Here is a 24,964-nt window from a genome sequence, read left to right as displayed (position 1 = left end):
GTTCAGAATTCCTTTTACTTGGCGCGCGAGCGGTAGACGATGTCAAGCCAAACGGCGACCACCAGGACAATGCCCACGACGACGTTCTGAATTGGCGTATCGACATTGGCGAGACCCATGCCCGATTGCAGCGATTGCATGACCAGGGCGCCGATCATGGCGCCGGCGACGGTGCCGCTGCCGCCGGCAAGCGAGGTGCCGCCGATAACGGCCGCGGCGATGGTGAAGAGCTCGTAGGTCGTGCCCTGCGAGTTGACGGCCGAGTTGAGGCGCGCCGTGGAAATCGCGGCCGAGACGGCGGCGAGGAAGCCCATCAGCGCGAAGATCTTCACGATGACCCAGCGGGTCTTGATGCCGGCGAGTTCGGCAGCTTCCGGATTGCCGCCGATCGCGAAGACATAGCGGCCGAAGCGCAGGCGCGTGGCGATGAAAGTCATCACGATGCCGATGGAGACGGCGATGAGGACGGGGACGGCGATGCCGTAGGGAATGTTCAATCCCGTTTCCGGCCAGGCAATATTATGGTCCGTAGCGTAGCGCTTGGCGATGCCGATCGGCCAATAATAGCTGTTGAAGAGATAGACCGTGCCGAGGACGAGCAGGGAGCCGAGGGCGGCAAGGAAATATTCAGCCCAAAGCGGACGGCGCGGAAAGTGAAAGCGCTTTCTTTGCTGGCGCGAGCTGATGATGCCGACGATGATCAGCAGGCAGGAGATCACACCCACCACCCAGCTCCAGGTCGCGCCGATCGAACCGGTGGCGCCGCCGCCGCCCATGACGACGAAGGTGGAGTCCATTGGCGCCACGGTCTGGCCGCTGGTGACATACCAGGCAAGGCCGCGCCAGACGAGAAGTCCGCCGAGCGTGACGATGAAGGAGGGGACATTCATGAAGGCGGTGATCGCGCCCTGGAAGGCGCCGATGGCGGTGCCGATCGCCAGGCCGCAGATCAGCGTGATGATCCAGGTCCAGGAACTGTCGAAGCCGAGATATTGCGGCAGCCACTTGGCCTGGATGACGCCCATGATCATGGCGACGAAGCCAAGCAGCGAGCCGACCGAAAGATCGATGTTGCGCGTGACGATGACCAGCACCATGCCGGTTGCGAGGACCGCGATTTCGCAGGTCTGCACCGAAAGGTTCCAAAGGTTTCTGGCGGTGAGGAATTCCCGGCCGTCGAATATCCGAAGATAAAGATCGAAGCCGATCCAGATGATCAGCAGCGCTCCGATCATGCCGAGCAGGCGGGTATCGATTTCGGTGGCACGCAGGAACCGGGTGATTGCTCCGGCTTCTGCATTGCGGGGACCGCTCGATGTTGTGGACTGTGTCATGTCGGCCATCGCTTTGCCGTTCTCCCACTGTTGGGCGCGGCCAGCGATGCATTCTAGGCTATCGCCGGCAGGACTGCGCCAATCTCAAAAATGCGTCATCGCCTCTGTGGCCGGTCTTCACCCGGTCCCGATGACCGCCATCCGGCAGGTCAATGGGATATGCGATGGCGCAGCACGATGCGGGAAGCCTGGTCTCCGACTGCAAGGGAGAGTTGTCCGCTCCTGATCCGCATTCGACGCCGCAACGGAGTGTGCCGCTGCGGCGTCGCTATTATGATCGGGTCAACCGTTCACGGGCAGCTTATTTGCAGGCTGCAACGGTGCCGGCCTTGACGCCCTGGCAAGCTTCAGCCTTGCTGATCCAGCCGGCGTCGATGACGACGTTCAGATTGTCCTTGGTGATTGGCTGCGGGGTCAGGAATACCGACTTCATGGCAACGTGCTTCGAGCCGCCGCTGAAGGTCTGGACGCCGTTGATCTGGTCCATGGACTTGCCGTTGGCGAGATCGATGGCGATTTCGGCAGCGCGCTTGCCGAGCTCACGGGAGTCCTTCCAGATGGAGACGGTCTGCGTGCCGAGCGCGATGCGGTTCAGAGCTGCCTTGTCGGCGTCCTGGCCGGAAACCGGAACGGAACCTGCGAGGCCCTGTGCGTCGAGAGCAGCAACGGCGCCGCCGGCGGTGCCGTCGTTGGAGGCGACGACTGCATCGACCTTGTTGTTGTTAGCGGTCAGGAACTGCTCCATGTTGCGCTGCGCGTTCTGGGGCAGCCAGCCGTCCGTGTAGGCTTCACCGACGTTCTTGATCTTGCCGGCGTCGATGGCGGGCTTCAGCACTTCCATCTGGCCGGAGAACAGGAAGTCGGCGTTCGGGTCGGACGACGAGCCCTTGATGAAGACGTAGTTGCCTTCCGGCTTGGCCTTGAGGATTTCGCGAGCCTGCATGCGGCCCACTTCCTTGTTGTCGAAGGTGATGTAGAAGGCGGCCGGATTTTCGATCAGGCGGTCGTAGCCGACAACCGGAATGCCTTCGTCGGCGGCCTTTTCAACGGCCGGGCCGATGGCGTCGGAATCTTGAGCGAGAATGATGAGTGCGTTGGCGCCCTGGGAAATCAGGGATTCAACGTCGGTCAACTGCTTGGAAGCGGACGACTGTGCGTCAGCGGAAATGTACTTGGCGCCAACCGCAGCAAGGGCCTTCTTGATGGCCGCTTCGTCGGTCTTCCAACGCTCTTCCTGAAAGTTCGACCAAGAAACGCCGACGACGAGATCCTTCGCGAAGGCCGCTGTCTGCATGGTCAAAACGATGGCCGCACCGGCAGCCAGCTTAATAAAAGCTCTCATATTATCCTCCCGAGTGAATGCGACCGCACGTGCCCTGAGCTCCCGCCGGCCGCCGCGATAACGCTGACGAGAAAGGTTCGGATTTTTTTCTCGACAGTCGAGAAATTTAGTGTCAGAGATTTTTTCACCTGTCAACACCCGCATCCCCAGGTTTAATCGACCGTTGAAAGGGGCCGGGTGGAGATGGGGAGAGGAGGGTGGAATGAGCGGGAGGCTTGATAATGCTGGCCAAATCGAGCACCGAATTGGTCCGCCAGAAAAACAGTGTTCTGGTGCTGACGGCGCTGCGCCGTCACGGTCCGCTCGCCCATACGGAACTTTCTGATTTCACCAAGCTTTCCTCGGCGACGATATCGGTCATCACCACCGATCTAGAGCGGGCGCAGATCATCGAGAAGGCGGAGCAACAGGCCGCCGGAGGCCGCGGCCGGCCGCGCGTGCTTTTTTCGCAGCGGCGCGATTGCGGCTATCTCATCGTCGTCATCATTTCATCGGATGCGGTGCAATATTCGCTTGTGGATTATGCCGGCCGGCTGATCGACCGCTTCACGGAGGCGAGACAGCAGAACGTCTCGGGTGCCGGCTCTTTCGTCATCGGTCTGCGTGATGCCTTGAACCGGATCGTCGCCCGCTCGCGATTGCCGCGCGACAAGGTCCTGATGATTTCGATCAGCAGCAAGGGTCTCGTCGAGAGCTCGGAGCCGGTGCTGCGCTGGTCGCCGATCTTCGGGCGCGAGCAGATCGATTTTGCCGCAGTGCTGCGCGACGAATGGTCAGCGAAAATCATCCTCGGCAACGAGACTCAGCTCGTCGCCGCTGCCGTCGGCCGCCAGGAGGAGAATAAAAAAGGGCGCGACTTCCGGGCGCTTGCCGCGCTCTCGCTCGGCCACAGCATCGGTCTCGGCATCGTGCGCCGCGGCGAGGAAGGAAAGCACGAAATATCGGCGCCGAATTTCGGCCATATGCTGCATATGTCGGGCGGCGGCCTCTGTCGCTGCGGCTCGCGCGGCTGCATCGAGGCCTATGCCGGCTTCTATGCCATTCTGCGCGCCGCCTTCGACGTGCCGCTGGATACCATTCCCGCGAAATTCGTGCCGATCGCCGAACTCGACAAAATCGCAGCCAGCGCCCGGCAAGGCAGCCGCCGCAACATCCACGCCTTCCGGCAGGCGGGATTGGCGCTCGGCAACGGCTTGTCGCGCGTGCTCAGCCTGCATGAAAGCATGCCGATCGCGATCACCGGGCCGGGGACGCGCTATTATGACCTATTGTTGGAGGGCATTTCCGAGGGGCTGGCGGAATCGCATGTCGTGCGAATGGAGGGCATGCCGGAGCTGCGGGTGGTGGCGGACGAGCCGACGCTGGTGTTCGAAGGGCATCTCAACCGCGCGCTGGCGATGATGGACGACGACATCGTCAGATCTGGGGTTGCCGTTACGGAATTGCATGGCCAGACTGGTTGAGGAGGGGACTATGAAACGAATGGCACTCGTGTGCCTCTGTCTTGCCGCGACGGGATTGCCGGCGATCGCGTCGCAGCCTTGGGAGGAAAAAACGGAGGCGCTGGGCCAGGCCGGCGCCGAGGTTTCCGGCCACCAGACGGTCGAGCAACTCAAAAATCTCATCAAGATCGGCGAAGCGCTGTTTACGGCACGCTTCACAGTGGAGGACGGGGCAGGGCGTCCCGGCGCTACGCAGGCGATCGTGCCGACCAAGCGCAAGCATCCGGTGATGAACGAATTCAGCCGCACGGCCGGTGTCGATGCCAATGCCTGTTCTTCCTGCCACAACATGCCGTTTCCGGGCGGTGCCGGCGATTTCACCACCAATGTTTTCGTGTCCGAAGGTTTCGAGAGCGCGGATTTTGACACGACCGATCCGCAATTCTCCAATGAGCGCGGCACCAACAGCCTGTTCGGCGATGGTCTGATCGAGCTTCTGGCGCGGGAGATGACTGTCGATCTGCAGCGCCAGCGTGCCGACGCGATTACGCTTGCGGCGAAAACCGGCCAACCCCAGCGCGTTGCGCTCGAGACCAAGGGTGTCGAATTCGGCTGGCTGACCGCGCAATCCAATGGCTTGGTCGATATGCAGGAGCTGGAGGGTATCGACATGGATCTTGTCATCCGCCCCTTCAGCCAGAAAGGCGTGATGACCTCGCTGCGGCAGTTCACCGTCAACGCGTTGAACCAGCATCACGGCATGGAGCCGGTGGAGCGCTTCGGCGGCCGATGGACGGGGACCCGGGATTTCGATGGCGACGGACATGCCGATGAGATCAGCGACGGCGATGTTTCGGCGATGGTTGCCTGGCAGGCGACCTTGCCGGCGCCGGTGCGGAAGGTGCCGGATAATGCCCAATGGCGCGATATGGCGGCGGCGGGCGAAAAGCTGTTCGACGGCATGGGCTGCACGGCCTGCCACAGAACAAGCCTGCCGCTCGACAGTCTCTCCTTCTCCGATCCCGGGCCGAACGATGTTGCTGGCACGCTGAACATGTTGCAGGTGAAAGACCCGGCTATTTACGATCTGTCGCAGCTCGACTGGACGAAGAAGCTGAAGCGCAATGACAAGGGGCAGGTGCTGGTGCCGCTGTTTGGCGATCTCAAGCGCCACACCATGACCGACAGCAGCGTCGACCAGCTCGGCAACGAGCTTTTGGCGCAGCGCTTTGTCGATCGCAATATCTTCATGACGGCGGAGCTTTGGGGCGTGGCCTCGACGCCGCCCTATGGCCATCGCAACGACATCACCACGCTCGACGGCGTGATCCGCGCCCATGGCGGCGACGGTCGCACCGCCCGCGACACCTATGTCGGCGCGTCCGACGAGGATCGCGCCCGCATCATCGCTTTCCTCAAGACGCTGGTCATCGAGCAGGCAGGGGTGGACAAATGAAGAAGATCGCAACCTTGCTGGCCATAGCCAGCTTGATTTCCTTCTCGTTCGCGCCCGGCAGCTTTGCCGAGGACACGGCCGCGCCGGCACCCTTCCTGATGGATGTCCCGCATTTCCAGGAGGAAGCGGTCGCCGCCGGCATTGACCATCAATATACCGGCGGCTGGGAGTATTTCGTCGGCGGCGGCGTCGCCAGCTTCGATTGCAACGGCGATCGCAAGCCCGACCTGATGATGGCCGGCGGCACCAGTCCGCTGGCGCTTTATGTCAATGAAAGCGAGACGGGCGGCGCACTGAAATTCAAAGCGAAGCCGATCAATCTTTCCGACAAGGATATCCGGTCCGTTCTCGGCGTCTATCCGATCGATATCGACAATGACGGCTATACGGACATCGTGCTGTTGCGGCTCGGTGAAAATATCATCCTCAAGGGCGGTCCGGACTGTACCTTCGAAAAGGCCAATCGCACCTTCGCCTTCGACGGCGGCAAGGACTGGACGGTCGCGTTTGCGGCCACCTGGGAAGCCGGCAATAAATATCCGACGCTTGCCTTCGGCAATTATGTCGATCGCTACGCGCCAGGGACGCCCTTCGGCACCTGCAGCGACAATGTTTTCGATCGTCCTGTCAGCAATGACAAGGTCGACTATTCCAATCCGTTGCCGCTGAAGCCGAGCTATTGCACGTTGTCGATGCTGTTTACCGATTGGAATCATTCGGGCCAGGATTCGCTGCGCGTTGCCAATGACCGGCAATATTATCGCGGTGGACAGGAGCAGCTCTGGGACATCGCGCCCGGACGGCCGCCGCGGCAATATACGACCGCAGAAGGCTGGGCCTCATTGAAGATCTGGGGCATGGGCCTTGCGGAAGCCGATCCGAAGGCAGACGGCAGGCCGGAATATTTCATCACCTCGATGGGCGATAACAAGCTGCAGGAGCTTGATGACGAGGCGGATAATGACAGCCCGACCTATCGCGACACCGCCTATGAAAAGGGAGTAGCCGCCTATCGGCCCTATACCGGCAAGGACCATAGGCCTTCGACGGCCTGGCACGCGCAGTTTGCCGATATCAACAACGATACCAACATGGATCTGTTCCTGACCAAGGGCAATGTCGAGGCCATGCCGGATTTTGCCAGCAGCGATCCGGACAATCTGCTGCTCGGCGGCTTCGACGGCAAGTTCACTGAAAAGGGAGACGAGGCCGGCATTGCGCTTCCCGGCAAGGGGCGCGGGGCGGTGGTCGAGGATTTCAATAATGACGGCATGCTCGACATCCTGGTCGTTAACCGCATGCAGCGCGCCTTCCTGTTCCGCAATCTCGGTGCAAAGACAGAATGGGGCTATCGCCCGCTCGGCAATTGGACCGAAATCGAATTGGACAACGGCCCGATCAACCATGTGGGCATCGGCGCCACCATCAATGTCCGGGCGGGCACACAAACGCAGGTGCAGCGCGTGCAGATTGGCGGCGGTCATGCGTCGGGCCATGTCGGCTTCACGCATTTCGGTCTTGGCACCAATGAACGCGCCGTGGTGCGTGTGCAGTGGCCGGACGGGGAGTGGAGCCAGCCTTATCGCATCTTCGCCAACCAGCATGTCGTTATCAAGCGGGGCGCCACATCGGCCAAATACTGGTTTGCGCCGCCGGGAAACGGGAATGAGGCTGCCGCGGCTGAGCCAGCTATTGCAGCGCCGATACCTGCTGGGCAACAGGTAGGCGATCAACCGGTGACGAAGTAGACAATCAGAAGAGAAGGCCGGGCAATCGGCCTTCAATCAAATGTGCAACCTCATTCATTAGGGGTCGTAGCGCCGTTTTTAAATCAATCCGCCAAACCCATATGCTGATCCTCTTTGCGAACATGGAGAATGCGGTCGATCAATCCCCATTCCAAAGCTTCTTCCGCCGTCATGAAGTGGTCGCGGTCCATGCCGCGTTCAAATTCGTCATAGGAACGGCCGCAATGCTCGGCGTAGAGCCGCGTCATGCGATGCTTGGTACGTTTGATTTCCTCGGCGTGGATGAGCATGTCGGAGGCCTGACCCTGGAAGCCGCCCAAAGGTTGGTGGATATGGATGCTAGCATTGGGCAGGGCGACGCGCTGGCCGGGCTCTCCCGCCATCAGCAGGAACGATCCCATCGAACGAGCCGTCCCCATGCAAAGGGTCTGCACTGGCGCGCGGATGTAGCGCATCGTGTCGTACATGGCGAGGCCGCTGGTCACGACGCCACCCGGCGAATTGATGTAGAGGCTGATCGGCTTCTTCGGATTTTCCGCCTCGAGAAACAGTAGTTGCGCGCAGACCAGGGCCGAAACGGCATCGTTCACCTCACCATTCAGGAAGATGATCCTCTCGCGCAGCAGACGGGAATAGATGTCGAAAGACCGCTCTCCCATGCTGGATTGTTCAACGACCATAGGGACGAGTTGCATCGCTTCGCGCATCGGCGATCTCCAATATCACTGAAATTGTTGGTGGATTTGGCGTGTCAGGCGGCGCGCATAACGGAGAAGCCGTTGTTGTTTGCCGCAGCTTTTGCAGTCCTTCGAAGCCTCACATCATCAAGTTCGTGGATGATCCGCAGACTCGTACCGCCGCTTGCGTTCGGGGTTATCCTGAACGTCACGGTGCTTTCGAGGAATGGTGGCGCGTCATCGCGCAGCCTGTAGCGGACTTCTTCGCCCGGTGTGACGGAAATCGCGTCGGGATTGGCCAAAGCTTCCTTCGGCAGCCAGTTTTCCCGAAGTTCAGGGGTGCTGACGGCGCGCCAGACCTTTTGCGGTGGCTCGTTGAGGTCGTATTCGAGTTCGATACCGTTTTCCCGCACGGGGGGCTTCAGGTCGTTCATTGGTCCATATCCTTCAGCAAGACCTTGAGAGCTTCGATCCGGGCAGGCCAGTGGGCGTGGTATTTCGCCAGCCATTGGGCGATGAGGGCCAGCCCTTCCGGATCGACTTCGTAGTTCACGAAACGCCCCTGGCGCTCTTCTCTGACCAACCCGGCGCTCCGCAGGACCGCAAGGTGCTGGGACATCGCCGGCTGGCTGATTTCCATTCCTTCGCGCAGACCGCTGGCGTTCATGCTGCCGACAGCAAGCTTTTCAAAAATGGCGCGACGGGTCGGATCGGCCAAAGCCCGGAATATCTCGTTCTCTATCATGGCAACAGATAAGCATGGACTTATGTGATTCGCAAGGGCTTTCGGTGGTGGCTCATGGCTGATGAGTTTCCGTTGCCGATTGCCGGCGACAGACTGCCGAGCGCTTGCGACAAATCATGATCATGCGCTGCGGCGGGGCGGGCCAAAGAAAAATCCGCCGCGAAGTGCTTCGCGGCGGACTTATTGGAAGAGCCTTAGCTCTTGGGGAATCGGGCGGCTGCTCAGTCGACCTTAACCAACTTCCCGTCCTTCACGGATTGAACCGCGGCGTCAGCAAGCTTCAGCGCCGCAAGGCCGTCAGCGCCGGATGGCGTGATCGCGGCGCCCTTTTCTACGGCGGCGATGAAGCTCGCGATCTCGTTGGCATAGGCTTCGGTATAGCGGGTCATGAAGAAGTCGTGCAGGGGCGGGCGGGTATAGCCGTCGCCGTTGGCGACTTCGATGGAGAAGGGACGCTGGTTTTCAGCGGCGACCATGCCCTTCGAGCCGTGGATCTCGATGCGCTGGTCATAGCCGTAGGTGGCGCGGCGGGAATTGGAGATGATCGCCTGCTTGCCCGACGCGGTCTGGAGGATGACGGAGACGCTGTCGTAATCGCCGGCTTCGCCGATCGCCTTGTCGACGAGGACGGCTGCAGTCGCGGTGACGGCGACCGGCTCTTCGCCGAGCAGGAAGCGGGCCATGTCGAAATCATGAATTGTCATGTCGCGGAAAATGCCGCCGGAGCGCTTGATATAGTCAACCGGCGGGGCGCCGGGATCGCGCGAGGTGATCGTCACCATCTCGACCGCGCCGATGCGGCCGTCGTCGATGGCCTTCTTGACCGCCATGAAATGCGGGTCGAAGCGGCGGTTGAAGCCGACCATCAGCTTGCCCTTCGCTTCTTCAACCACCTTGATGCAGGCCTTGACGCGGGCAACATCGAGGTCGATCGGCTTTTCGCAGAAAATTGCCTTGCCGGCGCGGGCAAAGCGCTCGATAAGATCGGCATGCGTGTCGGTCGGCGTGCAGATCACGACAGCGTCGATGTCCTTGGCGGCTTCGATCGCCTCGATGGTGCGGACTTCGCAGCCATAGGCGGAGGAAATTGCTTCGGCAGCGGCCGGAAACGCATCCGCCACTGCAACGAGCTTGGCGTTGGCATCTCCACTCACGGCCTTTGCGTGCACTTTACCGATGCGCCCGGCGCCGAGCAGACCAAATCTGACAGTCATCTTCACCTCCCTAATTCGGAACAAATAAACCGAATAATGATCCGTATGGAATTTTCATTCCATTTTCCGGTGGCGGCGTCAAGCCGCCGGCATTTCACAATTCCGAAATTCATGTCGCGAAAATGGCTTTTCCTCAAATCGCCGCCTCGTGCCGATTTGATCAACAGGATCTCTCGCAAAACCACTTCGCACTTTTCGGGATCATGCGCTAAAGACAGGATCTCTCCAACAGGCGAACGTGACTCATGAAACTGATCGATCCCAACCATCCCGCCTATAAGCCGCTTTGGGTGCGGGTTCTGATCGTTTCCGTCTGCTTCGGCTGGGCGATCGTCGAGGCTCTGGGGCCGCAGCCCTTTTGGGCCGTCCTCGCGGGCGGCCTTGGTGTCTACGCCGCCTGGATGCTGCTCTTCAGCTTCAATCCGCAGCCGCCCAAGGCCGAGGCTGAAAGCGCTGCTGCGAGCGATGAGGCGGATGATGACGAGCCGACGGACGAGAAGAAGTAGCTAGCGCGCGAGACGCCGGATCGCCTCGTCTATCAATTGATTGGCAATCATCATGCGTGTCGTTGCCTGCTCACGAAAGGCTGGAGCGACGCTGTCCGGATGATTGGACTTGGCGAAAGCGCGGCGTTTTTCGTGGAGAGACTGAAGGGTGGTCTGCGAAGAGACCGCCAGTTCGGCCGCTACCTCCTCCCGCGAAGTTCGTGCGAGATAATCCGGCATTGCCGGTGGCTCTGGCTCCTTCGGTTCAGGCTCCGGTGGTATCGGCTCCGGCGAAGGTATGTCGTTGCCGAGATTATCGACATAGGCATCGTCCGGGCGGGAGGACGCCGCCGGCTCGCCACCGAAAACGGTTGCGGCAAAGCTCACATTGAGGCCGCGGATGCGATGCGCCGCCTCATCCTTCTCAGTGTTTTCTTCTTCCGCATCGAGACGATCGAGGACGGATTGAAACAGCGATTGCCCGAACAACATGTCTGCCTCCAACGATGTCCGGGATAGCCGCGCAAGTTGGCGTGGAGCTTATGACAGTGAGCCGATCGCGAGCCGGAGGGCCACCGGACGGAAACCGTTACGCGGTTTTCAGGCCGGATCGAGGGTCCTGCTTTCCTCCAGGATCATGTCGTGCAGCAGCCGGGCGCTCGGCGGCATTGCGCGTTCTCGAGCGGTAATTAGGCTGTAGGGTTTCACGTCGATCTCGAAATCGATCGGCAGGATGCAGGATTCGCCGGCTTGCGATGACTGCCCGCACATGAACTGCGCCATATCGAGCGCGACGGGGGTAATCGCGTCCGTCTTGCACACGATGGCAAGCGTCAGCAGCAGCGAAGAGGTATTGATGATGTTTTCCGGCAAGGGCACGCCAGCTCGGATGAAGATGTCTTCCACCTTGCGCCGCAACAGTGTGCCCGGCGGCTGGAAGACCCAGTCATAGGCCGGCAGGTCCTCGAGACTGGCAACGCCCTTCTCCAGGAGCGGATGGCCGTTGCGGACCACGAGACAGGCTTTCTCCACGCCGATCTCATGGGCGGCAAACAGGCGCGGATCGAGTTCGTCGGGAATGCGGCTGATGATGAAGTCGTGGCGGGCGGCGAGCAGTTCACGGGCCAGCACGTTGCTGGTCTCCACCTCGATATTGATCTCGATGCCGGGATAGGCGCGCGTCACACGCTGGATCGCCGGCACGACGAGGCTGATCGCAGGTGCGGTAACGGCGCCAAGAAAGACCGAGCCGCCTTTGCCGGTTCTAAGCTCGCCGATCTCGCGGTTCACCTCGCGCAGTTCGAGCAGGATCTTGCGTGCCCGCTTCGCCAGCGCCAAGCCGAAGGGGGTCAGCACGACGCCGCGTGCAACACGTTCGTAGAGCGGACTTTTGACGATCGACTCCATTTCTGACAGCATGCGCGAAGCCGCAGGTTGCGAGATGTTCATCGACTCAGCGGCGGCCGAAATCTGCCCATGGTCCTCGATTGTGACGATCATGCGCAGGTGATTGAGCTTCAAACCCGCTTTGAGCAGCGTATCGTCGCGAAAACTGTCGGAATGAATCTCGATGCTTTCGCTCGGATAATCGCTATATATTTTCTCCATCATGGCCAAATTTCCCATTCGTCGGCAAAAAAGTACTATTTTTTAACATTATATCAAATTGGGTATATGTTGTGCCAGTTATTCTATTTGACAGTTATACGAAATCGTACGAGTTTGCCGGTCGTGCGCTGGGTGCAGCTCATGCACGTGAGAGCGTGGAGGAGACCTACTTCGTTTCTCACAATTAGAAGTAACCATTCCTTCTACGGAACCTGCCGCAGTTTCGGGCGGGCGTTTTTTCGTCCGCCGCATTATTAACAAGGGAGAGAGTAATGAAATCCATTATCTCATTGATGGCGGCCGCTGCGTTCAGCGTCGCTACTCTGGTGGCGCCTGCCTTCGCGGCGGACAAGGGCACCGTCGGTATTTCCATGCCGACCAAGGCTTCGGCTCGCTGGATCGATGATGGCAACAACATCGTCAAACAGCTCCAGGCTGCCGGCTACGGCACCGACCTGCAGTATGGCGACGACGACATTCCGAACCAGCTCTCGCAGATCGAGAACATGGTCACCAAGGGCGTCAAGGTTCTGGTCATCGCCGCAATCGACGGCACGACCCTGTCCGACGTTCTGCAGAAGGCTCATGACGCCGGCATCAAGGTCATCGCCTATGACCGCCTGATCCGCGACAGCGGCAACGTCGACTACTACGCCACCTTCGACAACTTCAAGGTCGGTGTTCTCCAGGCTAACTCGATCGTCGACGGCCTCGGCCTCAAGGACGGCAAGGGCCCGTTCAACATCGAGCTCTTCGGCGGTTCGCCGGACGACAACAACGCCTTCTTCTTCTATGACGGCGCAATGTCCGTCCTGAAGCCGTACATCGACAGCGGCAAGCTGGTCGTTAAGTCCGGTCAGATGGGCATGGACAAGGTTGGCACGCTGCGTTGGGATCCGGCAACGGCTCAGGCTCGCATGGACAACCTGCTGTCGGCCAACTACACCGACGCTCACGTCAACGCCGTTCTGTCTCCGTACGACGGTCTGTCCATCGGCATCATCTCCTCGCTCAAGGGCGTAGGCTATGGCACTGCCGACCTGCCGCTGCCGATCGTTACCGGTCAGGACTCCGAAATTCCGTCGGTTAAGTCCATCATCGCTGGCCAGCAGCACTCCACGATCTTCAAGGACACCCGTGACCTCGCAAAGGTCACCGTCAACATGGTCAACGCTCTGATGGAAGGCAAGACGCCGGAAGTCAACGACACGAAGACCTACGACAACGGTGTCAAGGTCGTTCCGTCCTACCTGCTGACCCCGGTTGCTGTTGACAAGACCAACTACGAGAAGGTTCTCGTCGAGAGCGGCTATTACAAGGCCGATCAGCTGAAGTAATCTTCCGACATACCGGCCAGGGCTCGCCGAAAGGTGGGCCCTGGCTCTGATATTTATGACGATCGCCCGGTCTGCTATGTTCGGGCGTGGCGTTGGATACGGACAATGGACAATACCATCCTCGAAATGCGGAGCATCACCAAGTCGTTCCCCGGTGTGAACGCTTTGGAAAATGTCAATCTGAAAGTCCGGCAGGGCGAAATCCACGCTTTGGTGGGCGAAAACGGGGCCGGCAAGTCCACCCTGATGAAGGTACTCTCGGGTGTTTATCCGGCCGGCAGCTATGACGGCGACATCTTCTATGATGGCGCGGTCCGCCAGTTCAAGACCATCAAGGACTCCGAAGAAGTCGGCATCATCATCATCCATCAGGAGCTGGCGCTTGTGCCGCTTCTGTCGATTGCGGAAAACATCTTCCTGGGCAACGAAGTCGGCGCCAAGGGCGTGATCAACTGGCAGGAAACGTTCAACCGCACCAAGCAGCTCCTCGCCAAGGTTGGCCTGAAGGAATCTCCGAACACGCTCGTGACCGACATCGGTGTCGGCAAGCAGCAGCTCGTCGAGATCGCCAAGGCCCTGTCGAAGAGCGTGAAGCTTCTTATTCTCGACGAGCCGACCGCATCGCTCAACGAAAACGATTCGGATGCGCTCCTCAATCTCCTCATGGAATTCCGCAACCAGGGAATCACCTCGATCATCATCACGCACAAGCTCAACGAAGTGCGCAAGGTGGCCGATCAGATCACGGTATTGCGCGACGGCATGACGGTAAAGGCACTGAACTGTCACGAGGAAGAGATCAGCGAAGACATCATCATTCGCAACATGGTCGGACGCGAGCTCGCCGACCGCTATCCGCCGCGCTCGGTGCCGATCGGCGAGACCATCTTCGAAGTCAAGAACTGGAATGCCTTCCACCAGCAGCATCGCGACCGCCAGGTTCTGCACAATATCAACATCAATGTGCGCAAGGGCGAAGTGGTCGGCATTGCCGGCCTGATGGGCGCCGGCCGCACCGAATTCGCCATGAGCGTCTTCGGCAAGTCCTATGGCCATAAGGTCAGCGGCGAGGTGTTGGTCGAAGGCAAGCCGGTGGATGTCAGCACGGTGCGCAGGGCGATCGACGCGGGTCTTGCCTATGTCACCGAGGACCGCAAGCAGCTCGGCCTCGTCCTCAACGAAAGCATCCTGCATAACACGACGCTCGCCAACCTCTTCGGCATCTCCAAGGCGACCGTGATCGACGATATTCGCGAACTGCAGGTCGCGACCAACTACCGTTCCAAGCTGCGTATCCGCAGCTCCGGTGTGTTCCAGGAAGCGGTCAATCTTTCCGGCGGCAACCAGCAGAAGGTGGTGCTGTCGAAGTGGCTGTTCTCCGATCCCGAGGTGCTCATCCTCGACGAGCCGACGCGAGGCATCGACGTCGGCGCCAAATACGAAATCTATTCCATCATCAACCAGCTTGCCGCCGACGGGAAGGGCGTTCTGATGATCTCATCGGAAATGCCTGAACTTCTCGGCACTTGCGACCGCATCTACGTCATGAACGAAGGACGGATCGTCGCCGAACTGCCGAAGGGAGAGGCGAGCCAGGAAACTATCATGCGCGCTATCATGCGCTCAGGGGAGAAGCACTAATGACTACGGCCAGCCCAGCCACAGAAGATACCAGCCACGTGGTTTCCATTGGCGAATACATCCGCAACAACATCCGGGAATACGGCATGTTGATCGCACTGATCGCGATCATGCTGTTTTTCCAGATTTCGACCGGCGGCGTTCTCTTCAGACCCCTGAACCTGACCAACCTTATCCTGCAGAATTCGTTTATCGTCATCGTGGCGCTCGGCATGCTGCTGGTGATCGTCGCGGGGCATATCGACCTGTCGGTCGGCTCGATCGTCGGCTTCATAGGTGCCGTTGCGGCCATTCTCATTGCCGAGTGGCACATGAATTACGTGCTGGCGACGGTGATCTGCCTTGCGCTCGGCGGCGCGGTTGGTGCTGCCCAGGGCTATTTCATCGCCTATCACCGCATCCCGTCTTTCATCGTGACGCTTGCGGGCATGCTGATCTTCCGCGGCTTGACCCTTTCGGTCATGACGGCTGCAGGCAGCGGTACCAGCATCGGTCCGTTCCCGCCGGACTATCAGTTGATCAGCACCGGCTTCATTCCCGACTTCATCGACATGGGGACGGTTCACTCCACCTCGCTGCTGCTGTCGGTCATTATCCCGGTCGTTCTCTTCGTTCTCGCCTGGCGTCGCCGTCAGGTCAATGAAAGCCACGGCATCGATGTCGAGCCTTTCAGCTTCTTCATCGTGCAGAACCTGCTCGTCAGCGTCGCGATCCTGGTCCTCGGCTACCTCCTCTCGTCTTATAAGGGCCTGCCGAACGTCTTGATCCTCATGCTGGTGCTGATTGCGGGCTACGCCTTCGTCACGCGCCGCACGACCATCGGCCGCCGCATCTACGCCATGGGCGGCAATGAAAAAGCGACCAAGCTGTCGGGTATCAATACTCAGCGCCTGAGCTTCTACACCTTCGTCAACATCGGCGTGCTTGCCGGTCTGGCCGGTATTATCGTTGCCACGCGTCTGAACTCAGCAACCGCCAAGGGCGGCACGGGTCTCGAACTCGACGTCATCGCGGCCTGCTTCATCGGCGGCGCCTCCGCCTCCGGCGGCGTTGGCAAGATCACTGGTGCCGTCATCGGCGCCTTCATCATGGGCGTCATGAACAACGGCATGTCGCTGCACGGTCTGGGTACGGACTACCAGCAGATGGTCAAGGGTGCGGTGCTCCTCGCTGCCGTCTTCCTCGACGTCTACAATAAGAACCGGGGCTGATCGCGGCTCACGCGACCAGCCAACGATCTAAAATCAAATCCACGACAGAGTCCGGCTCTCGCTGAGAGCCGGAGCGGTAGACTGCATCCGGCCTCTGTCTATTAGGAAAGGATGAAAAACATGCTCATTTCCCAGATCAAGGGTTCGAACGGCGGGATCGTCGTCGCCGTGCGCAATGGGCCGGGCACTCCCGCCAAGGCTGTTGTGAATGCCGAAAGCGTCTATGCGCTCGCCATGGAAGCCGCTGATAACGACAAATCTCTCGTCTCCGTCATCGAGGCGCATGGGCTTGGCGAAGCGATCGATCTGGAAAAAGCATATGCCGAAGGCCGTTTCCTGCCGCCGATCACCCATCCCGATGCCGCCCACTTGCATCTGACCGGTACCGGCCTGACGCATCTCGGCTCCGCTGCGACCCGCGATTCCATGCACAAGAAGACCGCGGAAGCTGCTGAGGAAACGCTGACCGATTCCATGAAGATGTTCAAGATGGGCATCGAAGGCGGCAAGCCGAAGGATGGCGAAAAGGGCGTGCAGCCGGAATGGTTCTACAAGGGTAACGGCTATGGTGCGGCGGCACCGGGCTCAGCACTCATCTCTCCGTCTTTCGCGCTCGACGGCGGCGAAGAGCCGGAAATGGCCGGCATCTATGTCATCGCCAAGGACGGCACGCCGTTCCGCATCGGGTTTGCGCTCTCGAACGAATTTTCCGATCACGTCACCGAGCGGATCAACTATCTCTATCTCGCCCATTCCAAGCTGCGCCCGGCAAGCTTCGGTCCGGAAATCCGCATCGGCGCCGCACCGGAAGACATCAGGGGCACCTCGCGCATTAAGCGCGGCGACAAAGTGATCTTCGAAAAGCCCTTCCTCTCGGGCGAGGCGAACATGTCGCATACTTTCGCCAATCTCGAATACCATCATTTCAAGTATGGCCTGTTCCGCATTCCCGGCGACGTCCATGTCCACATGTTCGGCACGGCAACGCTCTCGTTCGCGGAAGGCATCAAAACGGAAGTGGGCGATGTCTTCGAAATCGAAGTGGCCGAATTCGGCCTGCCGCTGCGCAATCGACTTGCCATTGCCGCCGAGGACAAGGTGGCGATCCGCCAGCTCTAACACATCGAGGCCGGCTGCTTCCGTGTGGCCGGCCGTTTCCGAGAAGATCCAGAGAGGCATGAAGCCATGACCATTCATCAGAATCTGATCGCCGGCGAATGGACCGGTACGACCGGCGCCGAGAATATCAATCCGTCGGATACCAACGAAGTCGTCGGCCTCTATGCCAGCGCCAGCGTGCAGGACGTTGCCGACGCCATTGCTGCGGCCAAAGCCGCTTTTCCGGCCTGGTCGCGTTCGGGCATTCTCGAGCGCCATACCATCCTGAAGAAGGCCGGCGACGAGATACTGGCGCGCAAGGATGAGCTCGGCGCGCTGCTCGCCCGCGAGGAAGGCAAGACGCTTCCAGAGGCGATCGGCGAAACGATCCGTGCCGCGCAGATCTTCGAATTCTTCGCCGGCGAGGCCCTGCGCCTTGCAGGGGAAGTGGTTCCTTCGGTGCGCCCGAACATCGGTGTCGAAATCACCCGCGAGCCGCTCGGCGTTATCGGCATCATCACGCCTTGGAACTTCCCGATCGCCATTCCAGCCTGGAAGATTGCCCCCGCGCTCTGCTACGGCAATACCGTCGTCTTCAAGCCGGCTGATCTCGTGCCTGGCTGTTCCTGGGCGATCGTCGATATTCTCCACCGCGCCGGCCTGCCGAAGGGTGTCTTGAACCTCGTTATGGGCAAGGGCTCGGTCGTCGGTCAGGCGATGCTCGACAGCCCGGTTCTTTCCGGCATCACCTTCACCGGTTCGGTCGGCACGGGCAAGCGCGTGGCGCTTTCCTCCGTCGAGCATGGCCGCAAGTATCAGCTCGAAATGGGTGGCAAGAACCCGATGGTAGTGCTTGACGATGCCGATCTGACGGTTGCCGTCGAAGCGGCAGCCAATTCCGCCTTCTTCTCGACCGGCCAGCGCTGCACAGCCTCGTCGCGCCTCATCGTCACCGAAGGCATTCATGACCGGTTCGTGGCGGCACTGACGGAAAAGCTGAAGACGCTGAATGTCGACAATGCCATCAAGGCCGGCACGCATATCGGCCCAGTCGTTGATGCCAAGCAGTTGAAGACCGACACGGATTATATCGAGATCGGCAAGCAGGAAGGCGCCAAGCTCGCCTTCGGCGGCGAGCTCGTCAGCCGCGACACGCCCGGCTTCTATCTGCAGCCGACGCTCTTCACGGAAGCGACGAACCAGATGCGCATCAGCCGCGAAGAGATCTTCGGGCCGGTCGCCTCGGTCATCCGGGTGAAGGACTACGAAGAGGCGCTGGCAACGGCCAACGATACGCCGTTCGGCCTGTCCTCCGGCATTGCCACCACGAGCCTGAAGTATGCGACGCATTTCAAGCGCAATGCGGAAGCCGGCATGGTGATGGTGAACCTGCCGACGGCTGGCGTCGATTTCCACGTGCCGTTCGGCGGCCGCAAGGGCTCGTCCTTCGGTCCGCGCGAACAGGGCAAATATGCCGCCGAATTCTTCACAACCGTCAAAACCGCTTACACGCTCGCCTGACGATCGAATCCAAAGCCCGGGCGCGAACGAGGCGGCCTGGGCGACGCAAAGGGTACTGAGACAATGAAAAAGAAAGCTGAATGGCCGCGCAAGCTGCGCTCCTATGATTGGTTCGGCGGCACCGGCAAGAACGCGATCATGCATCGCTCCTGGATGAAGAACCAGGGCCTGCCTGCCGATACGTTCGACGGCCGTCCGATCATCGGCATCTGTAATACCTGGTCGGAGCTGACGCCCTGCAACGCGCATCTGCGCGATCTTGCAGAGCGCGTGAAGCGCGGTGTTTACGAAGCGGGCGGTTTCCCGGTCGAATTCCCGGTCTTCTCCGTCGGCGAAAGCACGCTGCGCCCGACGGCCATGATGTTCCGCAATCTGGCTGCCATGGACGTGGAAGAAGCGATCCGCGGCAATCCGGTCGATGGTGTCGTGCTACTCGGCGGCTGCGACAAGACTACGCCGAGCCTGCTGATGGGGGCTGCATCGGTCGATATTCCGGTTATTCTCGTTTCCGGCGGTCCGATGCTGAACGGCAAGTGGCGTGGCAAGGATGTCGGTTCCGGCACGGCGATCTGGCAGTTCTCGGAAATGGTGAAGTCCGGCGAGATGTCGCTGGACGAATTCATGGATGCCGAGCAGGGCATGGCCCGCTCGGCCGGTAGCTGCATGACCATGGGTACGGCCTCGACCATGGCGTCGATGGCCGAAGCGCTCGGAATGACGCTGCCCGGCAATGCCGCCATCCCGGCTGTCGATGCGCGCCGCCGCGTCATCTCGCAGCTTTCCGGCCGTCGCATCGTCGACATGGTCAAGGAAGATCTGAAGCCTTCCGACATTCTGACCAAGGAAGCGTTCGAAAACGCGATCCGCGTCAATGGCGCCGTCGGCGGTTCGACCAATGCGGTTCTGCATCTGTTGGCGCTTGCCGGCCGCGTCGGCGTCGATCTGTCGCTGGACGATTGGGATCGCCTCGGCCGCGAAGTGCCGACGATCGTCAACCTGCAGCCGTCGGGCAAGCACCTGATGGAAGAGTTCTACTATGCCGGCGGCCTGCCCGTCGTCATCAAGGCGGTTGGCGAGATGGGCCTGCTGCACAAGGACGCCATCACCGTGACCGGCGACACGATCTGGGCCGGTGTCAAGGATGTGGTCAACTACAATGACGACGTCATTGTTCCGCGGGAGAAGGCGCTGACGCAGTCGGGCGGCATCGCCGTTCTGCGCGGCAACCTCGCGCCGAAGGGCGCTGTTCTGAAGCCTTCGGCCGCTTCGCCGCACCTGATGCAGCACAAGGGCCGCGCCGTCGTCTTCGAAAGCATCGAAGACTATCACGCCCGCATCAATCGCGACGATCTCGACATCGACGAGAACTGCGTCATGGTGCTGAAGTACTGCGGCCCGAAGGGTTATCCGGGCATGGCCGAAGTCGGCAACATGGGCCTGCCGCCGAAGGTGCTGAAGAAGGGCATCACCGACATGATCCGCATCTCCGATGCGCGCATGTCCGGCACGGCCTACGGCACCGTCATCCTGCACACTGCTCCGGAAGCTGCCGATGGTGGCCCGCTGGCGCTTGTTCAGAACGGCGACATCATCGCCGTCGATGTTCCGGCCCGCACCATCCAGCTTGAGGTGTCGGACGAGGAACTGGCGAAGCGCCGCGCCGCCTGGGTATCCCCGGTCAAGCCGCTCGCCGGCGGCTACGGCGGCCTCTATGTGAAGTCGGTCATGCAGGCCGATACGGGCGCCGACCTCGACTTCCTCGTCGGTCCGCGCGGCTCGGAAATCCCGAACAATCGCGACAGCCACTAAGATTGATACTGGAATTGGAAAGGGGCGGTACGAAAGTTCCGCCCCTTTCCTATGCTGCGCCTACGGCAAGTGCGCGGGGCATGTCTCCGGCCACACTGCTTTGATCAGCAGTCCATGATATAGTGCCCTCTTGATTGCTTCTTTGGGGGATCATTATGACAACCCTGCAGACCGATACCTATTATCTCTTTGGCAATCTTCTTCGCTTTCATGCTCACAGCCCCGATACTGGGGGAGCTTATTGTCTTGTCGAGACGTTGACGGCGCCGGGGGCCGGGGTGCCGCCAAACAGGCATCCCGATGACGACGAGGCGTTTTATATTCTCGAGGGCTTGTTCGAATTCATGGTCGACGGCGAGACCGTCCAGGCGCAGGTTGGCAGTTTCGTCAAGATACCGACAGGCGCCATTCACGCGTTCCGCAATATCGGCCCGGCGCCGGGACGGCTTCTGATCATCAATTCACCCGGCCGGGTTCACGATGGTTTTTTCACCGAAGCAGGCGAGCCGATGCCGGTGGGCACACGCGACCTGCCGCCGCCGAGCGGAGAACCGCTGGATATTCAGCGCGTGATTGAGATCGGACGGCGCAACGGACTGGAGTTTTTGCCCGTGGACCATCCTCACTAATTAAATCCTCGGTCCGGCATTGATCCATTGCTAAATATGACCATCTCCGCAAGTTAGAGCGAGTCAGCTTTTCACGGAACGCTCTAAATTCGCATCGACTAGCTTTGGCTTTGGCTCTGGCTTTGCCCCTGGCTCGCCACCGTCACCTTGACCGTAAGGGTTTCGCCCGGTGTGCCGACCCGCATGCCGGAGACGGGAGCAGCGTCGCGATAGCAGAGGCCAGTCGCGATCCGGACGTAGCGGGCGTCCGGGCAGACGTCGTTGGCAGGGTCGAAGCCGACCCAGCCAAGGCCTGGAATATGCACCTCCGCCCAGGCATGTGTGGCCGCCTGCTCGTTCTTGCCTTCCATCATCAGGTAGCCGGAGACGTAGCGCGCCGGGATATGCAATGCACGAGCGCCGGCAATAAAGATGTGAGCATGGTCCTGACAGACACCGCTCTTCTTTTCCAGAGCCTGTTCCGCGGTCGTTTCCGTGTCGCTAGTGCCGGGCTTGTATTCCACCGTCTGGTGAATTGCGCCCATCAGTGCATGCATCTTGCCGAGTTCGTTGTCGCCGGAAAGGTTGCGCAACAATTCCTTCGTCAGCTTGCCGGCCTTGGTGCGCGGCGTTTCCCGCAGGAAGAGCCAGAGCGGGCTGAAGCCGCTATGCTGGCCGATCACGCCATTCAGGTCCCGGGTTTCGACCTCGCCGGTGGCGACGATCCGGGTTGTGTCCTGTGCGCCGTCGAGCGAGACGAGCGTGACGCGATTGGCGAACTGGTCCTCATATTCCACTTCCGGATGGGCGCCCTCGACCGTTAGTTTCCAGTTGAGGACGGTCTGGCCGGGACCGGTGAGCGGCGTGAGCCTCAGGCGCTGCAAGGAAAATTGCGCCGGTTCGTCGTAGCGGTATTCGGTGGTATGGCTGATCGTCAGTCTCATAGTGTGATCCGCTTACTGATAGAACCGGTAGCCGTCGGAGATTTCCGCGCTGAGCTTATTGTTGCGCGAAACGAAATCCTCCAGGAATTCATGCAATCCCTGATCCATGATGCTCTTGACCGTGAGCGTCTGCAGCATCTTGCGGATGGCATCGGCGGTGTCGTGTGCGGGGAGGCGCTGGTCGTATTCGGTCCCGAGATAGCCGATATTGCTGACGATCTTTTCGTAGCAATAGGCAAGCGAGCGCGGCATTTGGCCATTGAGGATCAGGAAGTCGGCAATGTTGGCCGGCTTGTACTCGGGATCATACGCCCATTTATAGGCGCGGTGGGCGGAAACCGAACGCAGGATCGATTCCCATTGCGCGTTGTCGAGCGACGACCCGACATGCGAGATTGACGGCAGCAGGACGTAATATTTCACGTCGAGAATGCGCGCCGTGTTGTCGGCGCGTTCGATGAAGGTGCCGATGCGGGCGAAGTTGTAAAGCTCGTTGCGCAGCATCGAACCGTGAAACGCGCCGCGGATCAGTCCGGCACGGCGCTTGATGACCTCGATCATCTCCGGCACTTCGGCGGTCTTCAGGCGCTTGCCGAGCAATGTCTTCAGCTCGATCCAGCATTCGTTGGTGGCTTCCCAGGTGTCCCGCGTCAGCGCCGTGCGGACCATGCGGGCATTGTTGCGGCCATAATCGATGCAGGACATCACGCTAGAGGGATTGGAGCGATCGCGTAACAGATAGTCGATCGCGTCGGCGCCGGTCAGCTTGCCATGCACCTCGTTATAGGCTTCGCGCACGCCGGCGCTCTGCAGAACTCCATCCCAGTCATCTTCCGCAGCACCGCTGCGGGTCAGCGACATGCGTTGGCCGGCATCGACCAGGCGGGCTATGTTTTCGGCACGCTCGATGTAACGGAACATCCAGTAGAGGCCATTCGCGGTTCTTCCAAGCATGTCCGTCTCAGTCCTCCAGAACCCAGGTATCTTTGGTGCCGCCGCCCTGGCTGGAATTGACCACCAGCGAGCCTTCTTTCAGCGCCACGCGGGTGAGCCCGCCGGGGATGATCTGTACCTTGTCGGAAACGAGGACATAGGGGCGCAGGTCGACGTGGCGCGGCGCGATGCCTTTGTTGACCAGGATCGGCACGGTCGACAGCGAAAGGGTCGGCTGGGCGATATAATTGTTCGGCTTGGCCTTCAGCTTCTCGGCAAACTCCGTCCGCTCTTTCTTCGAGGCGGTCGGGCCGACGAGCATGCCGTAGCCGCCCGAACCATGCACTTCCTTGACGACGAGGTCGGCGAGGTTCTCCAGCACGTATTTCAGGCTGTCGGGCTCCGAACAGCGCCAGGTCGGCACGTTTTCGAGGATCGGCTTGCGACCGGTGTAGAATTCGACGATCTCCGGCATGTAGGAATAGATCGCCTTGTCGTCGGAGATGCCGGTGCCGGGCGCATTGGCGATGGTGATATGGCCGGCGCGATAGACATCCATGATGCCGGGAATGCCGAGGGCCGAATCCGCGCGGAAGGTGAGAGGGTCGAGGAAGTCGTCGTCCACGCGGCGATAGAGAACGTCGATCGCCTCATAGCCGCGCGTGGTGCGCATTTTCACCTTGCCGTCGATGACACGCAGATCCGAGCCTTCGACCAGCTCCACGCCCATCATGTCGGCCAGGAAGGAATGCTCGTAATAGGCGGAATTATAGATGCCGGGGGTCAGAACGGCGACGCGCGGCTTGCCGTTGCAGCCGCGAGGGGCGAGTGAGGCGAGGCTCTGGCGCAGCAGCAGCGGATAGTCCTCGACGCGCTGCACCTTGTTCTGGTGAAACAGCTCCGGGAACATCTGCATCATAGTTTCCCGGTTTTCCAGCATGTAGCTGACGCCGGAGGGGGTGCGGGCATTGTCTTCCAGCACGTAGAACTGGTCTTCGGCCGTCCGCACGATGTCGGTGCCGACGATGTGGGTATAAACACCGCCCGGCGGACGGAAGCCGATCATCTCCGGCAGGAAGGCGTCGTTCTTCTCGATCAATTCGCGCGGGATGCGTCCGGCGCGGATGATCTCTTGCTTGTGGTAGATATCGTCGAGGAAAGCGTTGAGCGCGATGACGCGCTGTTCAATGCCCTGGGCGAGCTTGCGCCATTCTCGGCCGGAAATGATGCGGGGGATGATGTCGAAGGGGATGAGTTTTTCGGCGGAGTCCGCGTGCCCGTAGACTGCGAAGGTGATACCCGTTTTTCGGAAGATGTTTTCCGCATCGCGGGATTTGGCAATTAGATGGCCTCTGTCCTGGCCGGAGTACCACTCGAAATATTTTTCGTAAGGCGTGCGCGGACTTTCATCCGCAGTAATCATTTCATCAAATGCCAAAGGCGCGGTCCCCGTGTTTTTTCCCATTTGAATACAACAGTTTTGACAATGCAAGAAGTATGCGCATTTGCATGTACGAATTTCGAAACCGGCGAAAACGCCGGGAATCCGGGCGTTTCGGGTCAACGCATCCGTAAATGAAAGTTTACGGCCGCGGCGCTGCGATCAAAATCTAAGCACGTGCTTATTTTGTCGTCGGTGCATAGAGCGGCGTGAAATCCCTCAAGCAAGAGTAGAGAAGCGGATGTGAAGAAAAATTGATGATTGGTTTCAGCGGTTCGATTTTGACGCCTTGACTGTCTTCGGCTATCAGCGGCTACCTTGTATAGCGACGATCCGGTTTCAGTTCGGGCCCGATTCGAGTTTGCAACAT

General features: G+C 60.0%; 22 protein-coding genes. 11 read left to right on the top strand and 11 right to left on the bottom strand.

From position 1 onward, the window contains the following. Positions 1-14: 14 nt before the first annotated feature. Both QA648_RS10835 and xylF read right to left on the bottom strand, forming a co-directional pair. Positions 15-1,343, bottom strand: coding sequence for a sugar ABC transporter permease (locus QA648_RS10835; protein WP_104823869.1), 1,329 nt, complete (start codon positions 1,341-1,343; stop codon positions 15-17). A 292-nt stretch (positions 1,344-1,635) separates the two neighbouring features. Beyond that, positions 1,636-2,676 (bottom strand): D-xylose ABC transporter substrate-binding protein, encoded by a 1,041-nt coding sequence (gene xylF / locus QA648_RS10830; protein ID WP_104823868.1) that lies wholly within the window; start codon positions 2,674-2,676, stop codon positions 1,636-1,638. 221 nt (positions 2,677-2,897) lie between these two features. Between xylF and QA648_RS10825 the strand changes: the two genes are divergently transcribed. Genes QA648_RS10825 through QA648_RS10815 form a run of 3 tightly spaced genes read left to right on the top strand, consistent with a single transcriptional unit; the run spans position 2,898 to position 7,322 of the window. Then, positions 2,898-4,139 (top strand): ROK family transcriptional regulator, encoded by a 1,242-nt coding sequence (locus QA648_RS10825; RefSeq protein ID WP_104823867.1) that lies wholly within the window; start codon positions 2,898-2,900, stop codon positions 4,137-4,139. Positions 4,140-4,149: 10 nt separating this feature from the next. Beyond that, positions 4,150-5,574 (top strand): di-heme oxidoredictase family protein, encoded by a 1,425-nt coding sequence (locus QA648_RS10820; protein ID WP_283046825.1) that lies wholly within the window; start codon positions 4,150-4,152, stop codon positions 5,572-5,574. Continuing rightward, a complete protein-coding gene (locus tag QA648_RS10815) occupies positions 5,571-7,322 on the top strand; it encodes a CRTAC1 family protein (RefSeq protein WP_283046824.1) in 1,752 nt (583 codons plus the stop codon). Before QA648_RS10820 ends, QA648_RS10815 begins: the two co-directional genes overlap by 4 nt. Before the next feature lie 83 nt (positions 7,323-7,405). Here QA648_RS10815 and QA648_RS10810 read toward each other — a convergent pair whose 3' ends face one another. The 4 genes from QA648_RS10810 to iolG all read right to left on the bottom strand — a co-directional run bounded on the left by QA648_RS10810 (position 7,406) and on the right by iolG (position 9,958). Further along, positions 7,406-8,029, bottom strand: coding sequence for an ATP-dependent Clp protease proteolytic subunit (locus QA648_RS10810; protein ID WP_283046822.1), 624 nt, complete (start codon positions 8,027-8,029; stop codon positions 7,406-7,408). Between the two features lie 44 nt (positions 8,030-8,073). After that, on the bottom strand, positions 8,074-8,433 hold the full coding sequence (locus QA648_RS10805) for a hypothetical protein (protein WP_283046820.1): 360 nt from the start codon (positions 8,431-8,433) through the stop codon (positions 8,074-8,076). Further along, positions 8,430-8,744, bottom strand: a complete 315-nt coding sequence (locus QA648_RS10800; RefSeq protein ID WP_283046818.1) for a metalloregulator ArsR/SmtB family transcription factor — start codon at positions 8,742-8,744, stop codon at positions 8,430-8,432. The genes QA648_RS10805 and QA648_RS10800 overlap by 4 nt, the downstream gene beginning before the upstream one ends. 221 nt (positions 8,745-8,965) lie before the next feature. After that, positions 8,966-9,958: an inositol 2-dehydrogenase gene (gene iolG, locus QA648_RS10795; protein ID WP_104823861.1), complete on the bottom strand. Its 993-nt coding sequence runs from the start codon at positions 9,956-9,958 to the stop codon at positions 8,966-8,968. A gap of 245 nt (positions 9,959-10,203) precedes the next feature. On the opposite strand from iolG, the gene QA648_RS10790 reads away from it, so the two are divergent. Beyond that, complete coding sequence (locus QA648_RS10790) at positions 10,204-10,464, top strand: hypothetical protein (RefSeq protein ID WP_283046817.1); 261 nt, start codon at positions 10,204-10,206, stop codon at positions 10,462-10,464. Here QA648_RS10790 and QA648_RS10785 read toward each other — a convergent pair whose 3' ends face one another. Continuing rightward, positions 10,465-10,935 (bottom strand): hypothetical protein, encoded by a 471-nt coding sequence (locus QA648_RS10785; protein WP_283046815.1) that lies wholly within the window; start codon positions 10,933-10,935, stop codon positions 10,465-10,467. Positions 10,936-11,043: 108 nt separating this feature from the next. After that, positions 11,044-12,051, bottom strand: a complete 1,008-nt coding sequence (locus tag QA648_RS10780; protein ID WP_104825171.1) for a LysR family transcriptional regulator — start codon at positions 12,049-12,051, stop codon at positions 11,044-11,046. A 272-nt stretch (positions 12,052-12,323) separates the two neighbouring features. Between QA648_RS10780 and chvE the strand changes: the two genes are divergently transcribed. The 7 genes from chvE to QA648_RS10745 all read left to right on the top strand — a co-directional run bounded on the left by chvE (position 12,324) and on the right by QA648_RS10745 (position 21,297). Further along, complete coding sequence (chvE, locus tag QA648_RS10775; RefSeq protein WP_028751801.1) at positions 12,324-13,388, top strand: multiple monosaccharide ABC transporter substrate-binding protein; 1,065 nt, start codon at positions 12,324-12,326, stop codon at positions 13,386-13,388. 105 nt (positions 13,389-13,493) lie between these two features. After that, on the top strand, positions 13,494-15,029 hold the full coding sequence (mmsA, locus tag QA648_RS10770) for a multiple monosaccharide ABC transporter ATP-binding protein (protein ID WP_104823858.1): 1,536 nt from the start codon (positions 13,494-13,496) through the stop codon (positions 15,027-15,029). Beyond that, a complete protein-coding gene (gene mmsB / locus QA648_RS10765; protein ID WP_104823857.1) occupies positions 15,029-16,240 on the top strand; it encodes a multiple monosaccharide ABC transporter permease in 1,212 nt (403 codons plus the stop codon). Before mmsA ends, mmsB begins: the two co-directional genes overlap by 1 nt. 120 nt (positions 16,241-16,360) lie before the next feature. Next, positions 16,361-17,359, top strand: a complete 999-nt coding sequence (gene araD1 / locus QA648_RS10760; protein WP_104825170.1) for an AraD1 family protein — start codon at positions 16,361-16,363, stop codon at positions 17,357-17,359. Positions 17,360-17,425: 66 nt separating this feature from the next. After that, a complete protein-coding gene (locus QA648_RS10755; RefSeq protein WP_283046811.1) occupies positions 17,426-18,859 on the top strand; it encodes an aldehyde dehydrogenase family protein in 1,434 nt (477 codons plus the stop codon). A gap of 63 nt (positions 18,860-18,922) precedes the next feature. Further along, positions 18,923-20,668, top strand: coding sequence for an L-arabinonate dehydratase (gene araD / locus QA648_RS10750; RefSeq protein WP_104823855.1), 1,746 nt, complete (start codon positions 18,923-18,925; stop codon positions 20,666-20,668). A 155-nt stretch (positions 20,669-20,823) separates the two neighbouring features. Continuing rightward, positions 20,824-21,297, top strand: a complete 474-nt coding sequence (locus QA648_RS10745) for a cupin domain-containing protein (protein ID WP_283046809.1) — start codon at positions 20,824-20,826, stop codon at positions 21,295-21,297. A gap of 98 nt (positions 21,298-21,395) precedes the next feature. On the opposite strand, the gene QA648_RS10740 is transcribed toward QA648_RS10745, so the two are convergent. From QA648_RS10740 to QA648_RS10730, 3 genes are read right to left on the bottom strand one after another with little or no spacing between them, the layout of a single operon-like run. Then, positions 21,396-22,220, bottom strand: a complete 825-nt coding sequence (locus QA648_RS10740) for a transglutaminase family protein (RefSeq protein ID WP_283046807.1) — start codon at positions 22,218-22,220, stop codon at positions 21,396-21,398. A gap of 12 nt (positions 22,221-22,232) precedes the next feature. Beyond that, entirely contained in the window at positions 22,233-23,174 is a 942-nt protein-coding gene (locus QA648_RS10735; protein WP_283046806.1) for an alpha-E domain-containing protein, read from the bottom strand. 7 nt (positions 23,175-23,181) lie between these two features. Beyond that, positions 23,182-24,591: a circularly permuted type 2 ATP-grasp protein gene (locus QA648_RS10730; RefSeq protein ID WP_104823851.1), complete on the bottom strand. Its 1,410-nt coding sequence runs from the start codon at positions 24,589-24,591 to the stop codon at positions 23,182-23,184. Positions 24,592-24,964 lie beyond the last annotated feature (373 nt).

Origin of the sequence: Rhizobium sp. CB3171, assembly GCF_029714265.1 — a bacterium.
Classification (GTDB): Bacteria; Pseudomonadota; Alphaproteobacteria; order Rhizobiales; family Rhizobiaceae; genus Rhizobium.
Note: the sequence above shows the minus strand (reverse complement) of the source record. Positions and strands in the feature narration are given on the sequence as shown.